The sequence below is a fragment of the Microbulbifer sp. CAU 1566 genome (assembly GCF_023156515.1).
Classification (GTDB): Bacteria; Pseudomonadota; Gammaproteobacteria; order Pseudomonadales; family Cellvibrionaceae; genus Microbulbifer.
In genome coordinates this window covers 42,303-56,973 of record NZ_JALNMG010000003.1, presented here as the reverse complement: position 1 = coordinate 56,973, position 14,671 = coordinate 42,303, and the positions used below count along the sequence as shown (strand labels likewise).

At 58.2% G+C, this 14,671-nt stretch carries 11 protein-coding genes; 6 read left to right on the top strand and 5 right to left on the bottom strand.

Going from position 1 to position 14,671, the window contains the following annotated elements; translation table 11 throughout:
* Positions 1-61 precede the first annotated feature (61 nt).
* Positions 62-1,102, top strand: a complete 1,041-nt coding sequence (locus M0G74_RS08645) for a quinone-dependent dihydroorotate dehydrogenase (RefSeq protein WP_160153812.1) — start codon at positions 62-64, stop codon at positions 1,100-1,102.
* Between the two features lie 112 nt (positions 1,103-1,214).
* Here M0G74_RS08645 and M0G74_RS08640 read toward each other — a convergent pair whose 3' ends face one another.
* Positions 1,215-1,418, bottom strand: a complete 204-nt coding sequence (locus M0G74_RS08640) for a ribosome modulation factor (protein WP_160153811.1) — start codon at positions 1,416-1,418, stop codon at positions 1,215-1,217.
* A gap of 435 nt (positions 1,419-1,853) precedes the next feature.
* Here M0G74_RS08640 and rlmKL point away from each other — a divergent pair, with 435 nt between their 5' ends.
* Entirely contained in the window at positions 1,854-4,046 is a 2,193-nt protein-coding gene (gene rlmKL / locus M0G74_RS08635) for a bifunctional 23S rRNA (guanine(2069)-N(7))-methyltransferase RlmK/23S rRNA (guanine(2445)-N(2))-methyltransferase RlmL (RefSeq protein WP_248216222.1), read from the top strand.
* Positions 4,047-4,132: 86 nt separating this feature from the next.
* On the opposite strand, the gene M0G74_RS08630 is transcribed toward rlmKL, so the two are convergent.
* A complete protein-coding gene (locus M0G74_RS08630) occupies positions 4,133-6,589 on the bottom strand; it encodes a bifunctional serine/threonine-protein kinase/formylglycine-generating enzyme family protein (protein ID WP_248216221.1) in 2,457 nt (818 codons plus the stop codon).
* 17 nt (positions 6,590-6,606) lie between these two features.
* A complete protein-coding gene (locus M0G74_RS08625) occupies positions 6,607-7,587 on the bottom strand; it encodes a protein phosphatase 2C domain-containing protein (RefSeq protein WP_248216220.1) in 981 nt (326 codons plus the stop codon).
* A gap of 296 nt (positions 7,588-7,883) precedes the next feature.
* Here M0G74_RS08625 and M0G74_RS08620 point away from each other — a divergent pair, with 296 nt between their 5' ends.
* Positions 7,884-8,774 carry an FHA domain-containing protein gene (locus M0G74_RS08620; RefSeq protein WP_248216219.1) on the top strand — a complete coding sequence of 297 codons (891 nt, stop codon included), beginning with the start codon at positions 7,884-7,886 and terminating at the stop codon, positions 8,772-8,774.
* 27 nt (positions 8,775-8,801) lie between these two features.
* A complete protein-coding gene (locus M0G74_RS08615; protein ID WP_248216218.1) occupies positions 8,802-9,062 on the top strand; it encodes a glutaredoxin family protein in 261 nt (86 codons plus the stop codon).
* Positions 9,063-9,184: 122 nt separating this feature from the next.
* Here the strand turns inward: M0G74_RS08615 and M0G74_RS08610 are convergent, their stop codons facing one another.
* A complete protein-coding gene (locus tag M0G74_RS08610; RefSeq protein WP_248216217.1) occupies positions 9,185-11,263 on the bottom strand; it encodes a transglycosylase SLT domain-containing protein in 2,079 nt (692 codons plus the stop codon).
* 94 nt (positions 11,264-11,357) lie between these two features.
* Here M0G74_RS08610 and M0G74_RS08605 point away from each other — a divergent pair, with 94 nt between their 5' ends.
* The gene (locus M0G74_RS08605; protein WP_248216216.1) at positions 11,358-13,250 is read left to right on the top strand and encodes an ATP-binding cassette domain-containing protein; all 1,893 of its coding nucleotides are present in this window, start codon (positions 11,358-11,360) and stop codon (positions 13,248-13,250) included.
* A gap of 139 nt (positions 13,251-13,389) precedes the next feature.
* Here M0G74_RS08605 and M0G74_RS08600 read toward each other — a convergent pair whose 3' ends face one another.
* Positions 13,390-13,833 carry a universal stress protein gene (locus M0G74_RS08600; RefSeq protein WP_248216215.1) on the bottom strand — a complete coding sequence of 148 codons (444 nt, stop codon included), beginning with the start codon at positions 13,831-13,833 and terminating at the stop codon, positions 13,390-13,392.
* 269 nt (positions 13,834-14,102) lie between these two features.
* On the opposite strand from M0G74_RS08600, the gene M0G74_RS08595 reads away from it, so the two are divergent.
* Positions 14,103-14,627 carry a hypothetical protein gene (locus M0G74_RS08595; protein WP_248216214.1) on the top strand — a complete coding sequence of 175 codons (525 nt, stop codon included), beginning with the start codon at positions 14,103-14,105 and terminating at the stop codon, positions 14,625-14,627.
* Positions 14,628-14,671 lie beyond the last annotated feature (44 nt).

Sequence of the window (14,671 nt, the reverse complement as noted above, 5' to 3'; positions counted from 1 at the left end):
CCGATGTCCTTTCGGGACACACACGAAATGCGTAACGAATGCGTTAAAGAATAGGAAGCCCATGTACCAGCACTTGCGCAAAGCCCTGTTTGCGTTGGATCCGGAGCGATCCCACCACCTCTCTATTGATGCCATTGGGGCGGCCGAGCGCCTGGGGCTCATGTCGCTATTCAGCAAGTCAGTACCGGATGACCCGGTTGAGCTGATGGGGCTGACCCTGCCCAACCCGGTAGGCCTAGCCGCAGGTCTCGACAAGAACGCGCAGGCGTTTAATGGGTTTGGTGCGCTCGGCTTTGGATTTGTCGAAGTGGGAACGGTCACCCCGCGTCCGCAGCCCGGCAATCCGTTGCCGCGCTTGTTCCGTCTGCCAGAGGCAGAAGGGATCATCAATCGCATGGGGTTCAATAACGAAGGTGTGGACTACCTGCTGGAGCGGGTCAAACACCGGCGCTATTCCGGCGTGCTGGGCATTAATGTGGGCAAGAACTTCGATACCCCGGTGGAGAAGGCGGCGGACGATTACTGCCTGTGCATGGAGAAAGTGTACGCCCACGCGGATTACATCACCGCCAATGTTTCTTCGCCCAACACCAAAGGCCTGCGGGACTTACAGTTCGGCGATAGCCTGAGCCAGCTTCTCGATGCGTTAAAAGAGAAGCAGCAACAACTGGCCAAGCGCCATGATCGCTATGTACCGCTGGCAGTGAAAATCGCTCCGGATATGGATGACGATGCCATCGCTCATGTTGCCAAAACCCTGCGTGACAACAATATCGATGGCGTCATCGCGACAAATACCACCATCGATAAATCCTCCGTGCAGAACCTGGAACACGGCGCGGAAGAGGGTGGGTTGAGCGGTCGCCCGCTGACCGAGCGCTCCACCGAAGTGATTCGCAAGTTGGCCGGCGAGCTAAAAGGGGAAATCCCGATTATCGGCGTGGGCGGAATTTTTGATGGCGAATCTGCCGCGGATAAAATCCGTGCGGGCGCCACGGCGGTGCAGATTTACTCTGGATTTATTTATCGCGGACCCGAGGTGATTCACGAGGCGGCAGCGGCCATCGCTGAATTGCACCGGGGGCGAGTCGTCAAGGCGTAATCCTGATACGGGTGACGCAGTTTGGTTGATACAAAAATCCCGGGAAATACCCGGGATTTTTTCTTGTAGCTATCGGCTACTTGTAACTATTGGCTGATTGCCGGCGAGCGGCTTACATATTGGCGATGCGCTGTGCCTGCGCTGCGCGCCCGAATCCGCTCCAGTAGTCCTGTCGCCCTTGGCGCCAGCCGTTTACCCACTCCTGATGCAAGGCCCCGTTTTCATGGGGGCAACTATCGTGATTTCTGCCCTCAGTGGCAGCAACGTAACCTTTGTGGAAAGCTCTATCGTTGGGATTACGTTTTTGGCGTTTCATAGATATGGCACCTCGATCTGTTTGCGATGTTCTCGCGATCAACTGTTGATCCCTATCTCCCCCTAATGTGGCGATTGGATCAATAATTTTCCCCCTCTGCGAATTCCAGCTTATTGTGGAAGTCGCCGTTGGAGAAGGGACTCACCGAGAATTGATGAGAGGCTCACCAACTGCGACTCAGTAAATCAGATTCGCGCCAGATCCTGAACGATCGAATTTTTCTGAAAAAGGCTCGCTATAGGCGAAATTTGTCTAGAAATTTGTCTAGAAAGGCGGGATTTGTATAGCGAGTCGAGCAGTGTTGCCGCAATCGGAAGAGTTCGGGAATGCGATCCCGGATTAAGGTATGCTTGCGCCACCTGATGCTGGCATGGCCAGAATGCCCGTGAGCGTTTTGCCAGAATAGCCGTTTTCACCCTGATAGAGATTTATTTTTTGACTGCCAAGTACCAATTTACTGCTACCTGTCCCAAAGGCCTGGAAAACCTGGTCGCCGACGAGCTGCGCACCCTGGGGGCATTGGTTGAGCGAGAGCAACCTGCCGCCGTGCGATTTACCGGGGATCTGACCCTGGCCTACCGGGTATGCCTGTGGAGTCGTCTCGCCAACCGGGTGTTGCTGAATCTGGGGCAGTCCCGTATCGCGGATGCCGAGGGGCTTTACCGGGCGGTAGTGGATATCCCCTGGGAGGAGCACATCAGTCCCACTGGAGTACTCTGGGTGCAGTTTTCCGGCACCAACAGTGAGATACGCAACAGTCAGTTTGGCGCCCAGAAAGCCAAAGACGCAATCGTCGACCGGCTGCGGCAGGCGACCGGCGCGCGACCGGATGTGGACAAGCGGGATCCTGATCTGTCGGTCATGCTGCGGCTGCACCGGGACAACCTCGAGATTGCCGTCGATCTCTGCGGCGACAGCCTGCACCGCCGCGGTTACCGCACTCATATTGGCGCTGCGCCATTGAAAGAAAACCTGGCGGCGGCACTACTGATACGTGCCGGTTGGCCGAAAATTGCCGCCGAGGGCGGAGCATTGCTGGATCCCATGTGCGGCTCCGGGACCTTTCTGGTTGAGGCCGCACTGATGGCCGCGGATGTCGCGCCCGGCCTGATGCGTGAGAGCTTCGGTTTCGAGCGCTGGCTCAATCATCAAAGTGACCTCTGGCTGCCGCTGCGGGAAGAGGCACTTCAGCGCCGGGTAGCCGGACTGGCAAAAACCCTCCCCGAAATCCGCGGATACGATGCCGATGCCAAAGTGCTGTTTGCGGCAGAGTCCAATATTGCCCGCGCGGGCCTGGAAAAGCATGTGCGCGTCAGCTGCCGTCCGGTGGCCGCGTTTAAAGTACCCAGCCATACGCAGGTTAATCCCGGACTGATTATTACCAACCCACCCTACGGTGAGCGCCTGGGTGAGCTGGAAGAGCTGCGGGAAACCTATGCGGAGCTGGGGCGCCAGTTGAAGCAGGAATTCGGCGGCTGGAAGGCGGCTATTTTTACCGGCAACCCGGAACTGTGCCACTCCACCAATTTGCGCTCCCACAAACAGTACAAACTGTTTAATGGCAGTATTCCCAGTCAGCTGTTGTTGTTTGAAATTCACCAGCAACCGAGTGCAGGGGAGAGTGGGGCAGGTGAAAAAGCCCGGCCAAAACTGTCTGAAGAAGCGCAGATGGTGGCCAATCGGCTACAAAAAAATCTACGCACCACTGGCAAGTGGGCGAGCAAAAACGGGATAGAAAATTACCGTTTGTACGATGCGGATCTGCCGGAGTTCTCTGCGGCCATCGATGTGTACCGCTCGTTGGAAGGGCAGATCTACGCGCATATCCAGGAGTACCGCGCACCGGCGAGTATTCCGGAAGAAAAAGCACGCGGGCGACTGGCCGATCTGGTGCGTGCCTGCCGCTCGGTACTGGATTTGCCGGCGCGCAACGTGTCCATCAAAGAACGTCGCCGCCACAGTCACAAGGAGAGTGGTAGTCAGTACCAGAAGCGCGGTGAAGGCTCTTCCTCATTCTGGGTGAGCGAGTACGGCGCCGAGCTGGAAATCAATCTGTGGGATTATCTGGACACCGGGCTGTTTCTGGATCACCGCCCGGTGCGCAATTACCTGCGCAAGCTGGCGAAGGGCAAAAAACTGCTGAACCTGTTCTGCTACACCGCCACCGCAACGGTGCAGGCAGCGAAGGGCGGTTGTGCCGAAAGCACCAGTGTCGATCTGTCCAAAACCTACCAGGCCTGGGCACAGCGGAATTTCCGCCAGAACGGGCTGGATCCCTACCGCCATCAGCTGATCGAGGCCGACTGCCTGCAGTGGCTGGAGGCGGCGCAGCAAAACCGTCGCGGTCAGTACGATGTGATTTTCCTCGACCCGCCGACCTTTTCCAATTCTGCGAAAATGCGCGGCGTGCTGGATATCCAGCGGGATCATGGGGATTTGATCCGACAGTGTATGGCACTGCTGCGACCCGGTGGCACGCTGCTGTTTTCCAACAATTTGCGCAGTTTTAAAATGGATGCTGAGGTGAGTGCCGAGTTTGCGGTTGAAAACCTCTCGAGCAAACTGTTGGACAAGGATTTTCAGCGCAACCCCAAGATCCACAATGTGTGGGAAATTACGGCAAAGTAGTAGGAGGGCGTGGCGCCGGCTAGCGGCGCCATTGGGAAGAGTTCTGGAGCGATCTGGAAGGCTCTGGGAACCTCTGGAAAGGATCTTTACAGATCCATCACCAGGCGGAAGCCCACTTCTTTTGAACTCGCCTGATCAGTCAGGCCTGTGCGGTAATCAGAACTGATATTGCGCAACGGCTCGCGCATGGAGCCACCGCGTACTACCCGCAGTTCACAGTTTTTCAGCTGTACCGGGCGGGCATCGTTGCGGTGATTGGTGTAGTCGCCGAGGAAGCAATCCTGCACCCACTCAGCCACGTTTCCAGCGGTATCGTATACCCCAAAATCATTCGCCTTGTAGTTGCCTACCGGTGCACTCGCGGTGGAAAACAGCGTATTGAATTCACTGGCGCAGCCGCGGCGACAATTGGCCTTGCCTTTGGCGCTACCACTACCCCACCAGAAGGGCGTGTTGGTGCCGGCACGCGCGGCAAATTCCCATTCTGCTTCACTGGCCAACCGGTATTTCTGGCCGGTCTGTTCACTTAGCCACTGGGCGTAGCGCCGTGCGTCCTGCCAGCTGACATTGACTGCTGGTCGGGTTCCGCGGCCCCAATTTTCATCGCTGGGCAGCGAGCGCCCCGTGGCTTTGGCGTAGCGGTCGTAATCATTGAAGGTGATTTCATGGGCGCCGATGGCGTAGGGACGGCTGATCGTAATTTTGTGTTCCGGACTGGTAAACGGGCGACCTTTACTGCCCATGGTGAAACTCCCAGGAGACACCACCACCATCTCTGGTCCCTGGCCACCGGACTCCAGCGGGGACTGAAAGCTTCTGCCGGGGAAGTATTTTCGTTCCAGTTGCACCGCGAGGTTAACGTCGGCCGAGTCGATTTCGATCCAGCGCCGCAGGGTGCTGTAGCCGGGTTTGCTCACCTCGATATCGTAGCGCCCGGGTTCCAGCGAGATGCCGGGCGAGTAGCGCGGCACTATGTTCATGATGCGAATGCGGGCATCGCCGGGCTGCACGGAAACCTTCAGTGCGTAACTGGGTGGCGTTTCTTCTGGTGTTTCCTTCGGCGTCCGGGGGTCTGCCTGGACTATTGTGGTGGCGGCGCCGGGCGTATTCGCGTCCGTGATTTGCGCGGGTGTGTCTACGGATGTGGGCGTTGCCGGCTGAGCGGCGGCAGCGCGGCCATTTTCCTCGCGGCCAGCTTCCCGGCCCGTATCCTGTGTTCTGAGGATGGGGCGCAACTGGTTGGCGAGGGTATCGCTGCGGTCAGTTGCAGCGGATGAATGCGCGGGCACCACAGGCCCGGGAATTTTCGCGACAGTTTCTTGGGGCGCAGGTGCCGGCTCTGGCAACAGGATTTGCGAGGTAATGCCCACGGCATCCTTGACCAGGCCGGGCTCGGTCTGCCACTGGAATTTTTGGCTAAACAAACTGAAGAGCACCCAAACGAGCGTCAGGCTAACGCATAGCATGCCCGCAAATAACCAGGACCGGCGTTTCACCGGCGCCACTTGCTGCTGCATTACCTGCTGAATGCGCATAATGGTCTGTTGCTCGGCGCGGGGATTCTGTTCATGCAGCGGCTGGTGGCGCCAGCGGGCCCAGGCGGCGCTCAGGCGGTCACTGAGTGTGCCATAAAGGGTCATCAGCAGGGCGCGCAACAGGCTGGAAACCCGCACTGAGGTATTGTTCAGCTTGGTGGTGGAAGTGGGAGTTTTTCCATCCAGTGCCGCGAGCAGCTGGTCGATGGCGTCCACCACATCGAGGCCGCGCTGAAACCGGTGCTCCGGATCTTTCGCCAGGAATCGCTCGATCAGCCCCTGGTACAGGGAGTGGCGGGCGGGCAGGCGGGGAATGGGGTCGGTCAGGTGCTTGATGGCGATGGCGACCGCTTCCTCGGCTTGGAAGGGCACTGCACTGGTGAGCATTTCGTAGAACACCACCCCCAGGCTGTAGAGGTCAGCGCGGCCATCCACGGCGGCGCCGCGAGCCTGTTCCGGGCTCATATAGTGCGGCGTGCCAACAACCATACCGGTATTGGTCATACGGGTGGTGCGCGCCACCGCGCGGGCTACGCCGAAGTCGGTGAGAACGGCGGAGCCATCTTCACGAAACAGAATATTTTCCGGTTTTAAATCCCGGTGCACATAACCCTTGTTGCTGGCGTGATCCAGCGCCATGGCGATCTGACGGGTAATGTGCAGTGCTTCTAATGGCTCTATAGCGCCCTTGGTCAGCGCATCGGCAACGGAGCCGCCAGGGAGGTAGTCCATGGCGATGTAATTGAGGCTGCGGTAACGGCCAATATCGTGAATGGCAACGATGTTGGGGTGGGAAAGCTGGCCAACAATATTGGCCTCACGCTGGAAGCGCTCGCTGAAAATCGGATCCGCATTCAGCACCGGCGACATGACTTTGAGTGCCACCTGGCGGCCCATGCTGCGCTGGGTTGCCAGGTAAACCGTGGACATGCCGCCCTGATTGATTTTCTTCAGGATCTGGTAGCCGGGAATCTCCAGCGAGGCGGCGCCGCTGCTGACAACTTCCATTCGAGCTTGTCCCTAATCTATCCGTTCAGCAGCTGCCAGGCTGCGTAAACACTGAGTGAAAAAACAATCGCAAGTGTAGCGATTCTCACAGCAAGTGTGCCCGCGAACGGATTGGATTGCCGGGACGTAGGTTGCCGGCGCTGTGTGCGGGAGTTCCGGTTTTCGGAATCTTTATCTTCGCTCGCGCTGTCTGGGGAGCTGATCACCTGCACGGTAATGTTATCGCGACCACCGGCATCTAGTGCCGCGGCAATCAGCAGTTCGCTGGCGCGCTGGTTGTCGGTGTTGGTGGCGAGTACCTGGCAAATTTCTGCGGCAGTCACATCGTTGCTGAGTCCATCGCTGCACAGCAGCAGCTTTTGCCCGGGGTTCCAGGAAAAAGAGGCGCGATCAATTTCGAGGCTCGGGTTAGTGGAGCCGCCGATGCAACGGGTAATGACGTGGCGGTTGGGGTGACTGGCGGCTTCCTGCTGATTGATGGCCCCGGAATCTACCAGCATCTGGACATAGGAGTGATCCACCGTCAGCTGTTTGAGTGTTCCGTGCTGGTCGGCGTGGTGAGGGTCATCGTGGGGGCTATTTACCGCATCTGCGCTGGCAGGTGTCCATAGGTAAGCCCGGCTGTCACCCACCCAGAATATATGGAAGTAATTGCCGTCTTCGGCGACCACCACCGCGGTGGTGCCCATGGCGGTTGCGCTGTTCTCGTCACCAACGAGCAGGGCGTGTGCTCGTCTGAGCGCCTGTTCGTAATGGCGGTCGGTGGCTGAGGAACGCTGTATCTCTTCGACGACGGTCTGGCTGGCAATTTCACCGGCCTGATGGCCGCCAAGCCCATCCGCGACCACCCAGACGCCCCGGGTCTCGTCGCCCCAGAACGCATCCTCGTTCTGATCCCGGCGATATCCGGCATGGGTGGCTCCCGCACTGCGCTTCGTTACGCTGACGGCGGGTTGGCTCACGCCACTGGGGCGTTCCCGTACGTTGGCTTCACTCACTGGTATGCAACTACCTGTTACCTGTCATTATTGTCGAAAGTGCACGACCGCGAAATTCCATGCGGCGTCCGACACTTCACATACTAGAGCCTGTGGGCATTGTAAGCTGCAAACCGAATCACAGGCTAACGAAAATGCCCGTGATAAACTTCTCCGCACGCTCTCCAACACCTGAGCCTCAAATATCAAGGGGCCACGGGCTCTTATTGGGCTCACTGAAAGATTCGGCAGGGATCGTAAAACTGCCTTTGGTTAAAAATTGTACGCTGTCGCGCGCAATCAAGGAAGCCTAGACAATGCTAAAACTTTGTGACGTGAAAGATGCCAGCCAAAGTGTGTGGCTGGTGGCACCCAAGGTCACAATCGGCCGGGCCAGTCAGTGCGACCTGACGCTGGCTGACGCCGCGATCGCCAAAGTCCACGCCGAGATCCATGTGGAGGGCGAAGAGCTCGTACTGCACAACCTTGCGGGCAAGGGGCAGGTGTCGGTAAACGGCAAGGCGGTCGAGGGAAGTTGCCCTCTGCAGCGGAATGACCGGGTGCAGCTTGGCGGCCGCACACTGGCGGTGATTGACCCCAAAATTACCCGAATGAAGGCGGCGGGTGCCGCGTCCAATGTGTCTTGGGCGCTGCGGGCGAATCATCCGGCGATTGTTGGTCGGGTCTTCCCGGTGCGCGAGACCAGCGTTGTGGGGCGTTCGGACGATTGCGATCTCACCTTTTCGATGTCCCACCTGTCGCGTCGGCACGCACGTCTTGAAGTGCGTGAAGGCCTGCTGTTTGTGGTGGACCTGGGGTCGGCCAATGGCACCTTCCTGAACAATCAGCGGGTCACCGAGAGCCGAGTGCGCCGGGGCGATGAGTTGCGCTTTGACAGCCTCAGCTTCAGTGTTGTGGGCCCGGCCGACGATCTGGACAAAACGACCGTGCGCCAGGCGGTGTCATTGCCGGATGCGGCGCAGCAGAGCGCGGCGCTTGGACAGGCGATACAGCGGGCCCGCGGTAGCGACAAGGCACCTGCAATAGGCGGCGCACCGGGTTCCACTAATAACGGTTACCAGCATGCAGTAGTGAATCCTGCCTATACCGAGTCTGCCGGCTGGAGCCGCTGGATTTGGGTGTGCGCGATTGTGGCTGGGGCTGCGGTGGCCGGCTATTTCTGGGCCCAAGCGCAGGGTATGCTCTAGGTCCCCTGATTGAGTGGAACTCGCCCTGTGACAGATCGCACATTGATTCTCTATACCACCCTTGGCTGCAGTCTGTGTGAGAAGGCCAAGGTGGAAATCTGGCCGTTACTGGAGCCATTCCAGTTGCGGCTTGTGCCGGTGGATATCGCGGACGATGCGGAATTGTCCCGCCTGTTCGGCTGGAGTATCCCGGTGGTAGGACTGGGGGATGTAACGGATGTGCTCTGTTGGCCGTTTACTGCCAGTGAACTTGAGCAGTGGCTCGGGGACCGGATCAGCAAACCCTGAGCTGCCGATTCTTAGCTTTTTTCTTCCCTATTCATTTCTTCATCTCTGTATTTCTTCTCCTCAGCATTTCTCCACCTCACCACCGTCAATCCTTTCATATTTGCCCGGCCGCTGGGCCGGGCTCAGAGTCGCGCTTCCGCTTCGTTTTTCCGCAGTAGTGTTGATTTGTCGCCGCTGCGATAGGCGTAAATCACCGAGTAGGACAATACGTTCTGCACATACTTGCGGGTTTCGCTGTAGGGAATGGTTTCAATCCATACATCAAACGGCAGCTTTTTGTCCGTGTCCTTGAGCCAGCCGGATACCCGGGTAGGACCAGCGTTGTAGGCGGCTGCGGCTAGGAAACGGTTGTTGTCGAAGCGGTTCAGTAACGAGTTCAGGTAAAAGGCGCCCAGATTGATGTTGGTATCCGGGTTCAGTAGGTCCCAGCTGCGCCGGTAGGGCACGCCCGCTTTGCGCGCTGTTGCTTCGGCGGTGGAGGGCAGTAACTGCATCAGACCCATAGCGCCTGCGTGGGATTTGGCATCATGGCTGAAATGGCTTTCCTGGCGGGCCACCGCCAGCACGAGATAAGAGTCCAGAGCGGTTTTCTTACCCATGCGTTTGGCGACATCGGTAACAATGTCCGAAAATGCCAGCGGGAAGCGCAGCTCCAGGTCGTCGAGGTAGTCTGCCGCGAGAATGGACTGAATGGATTTGTGATACCAGCCCCAGGAGCTGGCGATCTTGCCTGCGGTCATCAGTTCTTCTGTGGTCATTTTCTCGGTGGCGTAATCCCACTCACGCCGCGCGTGGTAAAACTCGCCAATCGCCTGTAACTCTCTGGCCCGCTGCATATCCGCACGGTTGGCAACGGCATCCACCAGTTCGGGCGTAATCGGCGCCGGGCGGTCTACAAAACTGTACTCCTTGCCAATGGTGTCCGATGCCAGAAAGCCATAATAACTGCGCTCCGCCGCCGCTTTTTGGTACAGCTTGTCGGCCAGCGCCTGGCGCTGGGGATCTTTCTTGGTGTTCTGTTCATTGATGGCGCGGGCTTTCCAGTAAAGCCAGCGGTCCAGGTTCTGGTCGTCTTTGGGGAGCTGGTCTATCCAGAATTCCACCTGCGCCCAGTCCATTCCCCGCAGAGACTGCCGGATCAGCCACTCGGCGGTGCGTTGATCGTAGAAGCTCGGGTGGGACTTGATCAGCTTCTCCAGGCCTGTCTGGTCGTCCTGGCGGGCGTACTGCAGGGCCAGGTGCCGCAGGAATTTGTCGCGCTCTTCATTGGAAAACAGGTAGCTGGCGCTGTAGCGTTGCCAGGCCTCGCTGGCTTTGTCAGGCTCCCTTGAGGCCAGCCGATTCAGGCCGATGGCGACGATGTCGCGGTATTCGGCGTCATCTTTGATAAAACGGTCGTAATTGAGGATTTGCTCCGGCTTGCGATACACATTGCGCATTAACTCCGCGCGATTTGCTGCGCCTTTGTCCAGTTTGCGGGCGATGTAGCCCACGAGGTCCAGATTGCCGGCTTGCACTGATAGCGCATGCCGCTTCCACGCGAGTGCCGGGGTGAGCCCGCCATCTTTCATCCAGCGGCTAAAAGCCGGGTCACACTCTTTGGGTTGCGAGGCGCCTACGGTCCACAGCGCTTCAATCATTTCATAGGCTTGCTGCTTGTCACCGTGTCGGGATAGGGCATCGACGTAGTAGCAGCGCAGTTGGGTGCGCTTGATTTGCTCCGGGCGGTAGTACTTCAGGTAGGCGCTAAAACGCTCACGGCCGCCCAGTTCGCGCAGTACCCGCACGCGCATCCAGTCGCCAATGGCGGTGCCGTCATATTTTTCAAGGAATCGGTCAATATCATCGTAGGGCAGGCGCGCGAGGTTTTTGCTGATCGCCCAGTATTCGATGTAGGGGAGCAGGGGGTAGTCGCTCAGCTCATTCTTTAGCTGATTCAGGCGCCGCTGATCATTGTGGGCGATGGCCATTCTGGCTTGCTGCAGTTTTTCCCGCTGGGCCACGGCGGCTTCCGCCTCTTTGATATCCTTGCTTTCTTTTTTCTGCCTGGCGGGTGCTGTTTTAACGTCTGCCACCGCCAGTTGGGGGGCTGCGGCGTCGGCCGTCGGCGTGTGTTGAGCCAGCGCCAGCCCTGGTATCGCGAGGCTGGCTATTGCGCATACTGACAGGAGAGCGGCGAGTCCTGTGCTGCCAATCGACATACTAAAAAACCCGATTGAGAAATCGCTTATTCGTGAGGCGGAGAATAAAGCGTAAAATGTCCTTTTTCACCCAAAACCATTGTAGTTGTTATTTATGTTGCTTCAGTTGGATGGCGTTTGTTTACGCTATGGCGTTCAGGTGCTGGCGGATCACGTCAACGCCAAAGTTGAGCGCGGAGATCGTATTTGTCTGGTGGGCCGGAACGGGGAGGGTAAATCCAGCCTGTTGAGCCTGATTGGAGGCAAAGGGGATCCGGATGAGGGTGAGATCATACGCCAGACCGGGATCGTCCTCGCCACCCTGGACCAGGCATTGCCCGAGGATTGCACGGACACCGTGTACCGCTATGTCGCGGAAGGCCTCGGTGACGTAGGCGGCTGGCTCGCGGAATACCGGGACAACCAGAACCCGGACCTGCAGGCGAAGATTGAAGGCGCCCACGGTTGGGAGTTACTAGCCAAGATTGACAGCGTGCTGGACCGCCTGGACCTGGATGAAGAAGCTCGAGTCTCCGATTTATCTGGTGGCTGGCAGCGCCGCGCCGCCCTGGCTCGCGCCCTGGTCACCGAGCCGGATTTGCTGATTCTCGACGAGCCCACCAACCACCTGGATATTGCCGCCGTGGAATGGCTGGAGAATTTTCTCGGCAGCTATCGCGGGGCACTTTTGTTTGTCAGCCACGACCGCGCGCTGGCGGAACGCCTGGCGAACACCGTGTGGGACCTCGATCGCGGGATACTGCGGGTGTTCAACTGCGGATTTGACCGCTACCAGAGCGAAAAGGAAAAGTTGCTGGAGGAAGAGGCGCGCAACGACGCCCTGTTCGATAAAAAACTGGCACAGGAAGAGACCTGGAACCGCCAGGGCATCAAGGCCAGACGCACGCGCAATGAAGGTCGGGTAAGGGCTTTGCAGGCGCTGCGCAAGGAGCGTCAATCGCGCAGGGAGCGCCAGGGCGTGGCGCGGATGTCACTGGATTCCGGTGAGCGCTCCGGTAAGCTGGTTGCGGAGATGACGGGTGTTACCTTCGGCTTTGAAAATGAGCAGGGTGAGACGATTCCGCTGGTCCGCGACCTGGATTTCACGCTGATGCGCGGTGACAAGGTCGGTCTTATCGGCCCGAATGGTGCGGGTAAAAGTACCCTGATCCGGTTGTTGCTGGGTGAGTTGCAGCCCCAGTCCGGTGATATTCGACTCGGCACCAAGCAGCAAGTTGCCTATTTTGACCAGCGCCGGGACGTGCTGAACCCCGAAATGACGGTGATTGATAACATCGCCGAGGGGCGCGAAAACATCGACGTGGGCGGCAGCAGTCGCCACGTGATGTCTTATCTGAGCGATTTCCTTTTCACTGGTGTCAAGGCCAGAACCAAAGTAGGTGCGCTCAGCGGTGGCGAGCGCAACCGTGCACTGTTAGCCAAATTGTTCAGCCAGCCCGCCAATATTCTGGTGCTGGATGAACCGACCAATGACCTGGATGTAGAGACCCTGGAATTGCTGGAGCAGCTGCTGCTCGATTTCCCCGGTACCGTACTGCTGGTAAGCCACGACCGCGCCTTCCTGGACAATGTCGTGGAGAGCTGTCTGGCCTTTGAGGGCGAGGGTGTAGTGCGTGAGTACGTGGGTGGCTATCAGGACTTCGTGCGCCAAGGTGGACGTTTCCTGAGCGCGGAAGAGCAGCTCAAGTCGCGGAAGAAAGACAAAGCGGAAGACACTGCAAAGGAATCCGTGAGTGCAGCGCCAGAGCCGGTAAAAGCCCCCAAAAGTAAAAAACTCAGTTACAAGTTGCAGCGGGAGCTGGACGCCTTGCCGGGGCAGATAGAAACACTGGAAAACGATATTGCGGCCCTGGAGGAAGCGATGGCTGCACCAGATTTCTATCAGCAGGAAAACGCCCTGGTGCAGGCAAAACTCCAGCAACTGGCGGAGTTGCAGCAGGCGCTGGAAGTCGCCTTTGAGCGCTGGGCAGAGCTGGACAGTATGTAGTCGAAACTACCTGGCCAACACGCTGTTTTTCGTTGAAAAAAAGGGGTGCATTAGCGCCCCTTTTTAAGTTCGATTTAATAGGTTGTATTTCGTTGCTGCCAAAACGCTCATTTGGGCGATTAGAGTGTCACGCAATTGCTCACTCTTCGGGAGCGTGCACCCGCACCGCAAGCACATCGCAGCTGGCGCCGTGCAGTACGCCATTGGCGGTAGAGCCGAGCAGTAGTGCCAGCCCGTGGCGGCCGTGGCTGCCGATGACGATCAGATCACACCCGGTGTCTTCCGCCAGCCGATGCAGCTCCGTCGCCGGCTGCCCGAGCACCACATGCTGGCGCTCGGTGGCGATCTGGTGTGCCGCTGCTGCCCTGCGCAACTGCTCTTTTGCCTGGTTTTGCAGCTCTTCCTGGACTTCAGAGAGGTCCATGGGAATATCGCCGCCATAGGCAAACGTCAGGGGTTCGATGATATGCGCAAGGCTCATTTGCGCGCCGCTGCAGGCGGCAATCTGAGCAGCGCGATCCAGTACCTGTGCGGATTCTTTAGAAAGGTCCAGTCCAACCAGAATGTTGTTGTAGCCTGCCATAGTGTTCCCGCAATTTGGGTGAATTTCATGCGAGGCACGGCTTTAATTGCGCTGTGCCTCGAAGCCTCTTTGAGTCTACTTTAAAAAAACGGACTTGACACAACCGCGGGCTAGTAGGGAAAAATGCGCGCCTGTCATCGATGGGCGGTCGCCGTCAATCGGGCAAAACAGTGCCTTTTTGCGTGGTCCGGGCTTTTACCGCAGAAACAAATTACCGAAACCACGCAACGGCAAAGTCGTAGATTCAACCAATTCGACAGGGAAAGGTTATGGCCAGTTGGGTGCCTATCGTCGTTATCATACTTGCCGTTGCGCTGGTGATCGGGCCGGTTATGTGGCTCAAACCCAGTAGCCGCGATCGTAAACTGGCAGAGCTGCGCCAGGGTGCAGCAAGTGCCGGCCTCAAGGTGCAAATGCAACCCTTGCCCGCATCGCAGGGTCAAGGCAATGCCGCGGTGTATTTCTCCCAGTGGCGCAACCCGAGACGCCTGCAGACGGGGTGGGGGCTGGAATTGCAGCGCATGTCCCATGAAATGCATTTCGATGGGCTTTGGGACTGGCGCAAGGGGCGGCAGCCTCCTGAGGCGGCAATGTCGCCACTGAAGGAGCTTGTGTCTCTGCTGCCTTCCGATGCAACGGCGATATTCGCCAATGACAGCGGCTTGGGCGTGCAGTGGCGGGAGCGCAGCGGCGATTCGGGATTCAAGGCAATCCAGGAGGCATTGGCGTCCTTGCGGCCTGTGATCGAAGAGGCGATTCGCCAGCCCCAGCGTGGCGATTCCGAGTCCTCCTGAAAGTCGGGGGACTGAAATGTCCGCTGGTTACCAGCTAGAAGTAG

What these genes read in the sequence shown, in the direction of transcription:
- M0G74_RS08610 (WP_248216217.1), bottom strand. Translation starts at nt 11,263, where the DNA reads ATGTCGATTGGCAGCACAGGACTCGCCGCTCTCCTGTCAGTATGCGCA.
- M0G74_RS08595 (WP_248216214.1), top strand. Translation starts at nt 14,103, where the DNA reads ATGGCCAGTTGGGTGCCTATCGTCGTTATCATACTTGCCGTTGCGCTG.
- M0G74_RS08600 (WP_248216215.1), bottom strand. Translation starts at nt 13,833, where the DNA reads ATGGCAGGCTACAACAACATTCTGGTTGGACTGGACCTTTCTAAAGAA.
- M0G74_RS08605 (WP_248216216.1), top strand. Translation starts at nt 11,358, where the DNA reads ATGTTGCTTCAGTTGGATGGCGTTTGTTTACGCTATGGCGTTCAGGTG.
- M0G74_RS08620 (WP_248216219.1), top strand. Translation starts at nt 7,884, where the DNA reads ATGCTAAAACTTTGTGACGTGAAAGATGCCAGCCAAAGTGTGTGGCTG.
- M0G74_RS08640 (WP_160153811.1), bottom strand. Translation starts at nt 1,418, where the DNA reads ATGAAACGCCAAAAACGTAATCCCAACGATAGAGCTTTCCACAAAGGT.
- M0G74_RS08645 (WP_160153812.1), top strand. Translation starts at nt 62, where the DNA reads ATGTACCAGCACTTGCGCAAAGCCCTGTTTGCGTTGGATCCGGAGCGA.
- M0G74_RS08630 (WP_248216221.1), bottom strand. Translation starts at nt 6,589, where the DNA reads ATGGAAGTTGTCAGCAGCGGCGCCGCCTCGCTGGAGATTCCCGGCTAC.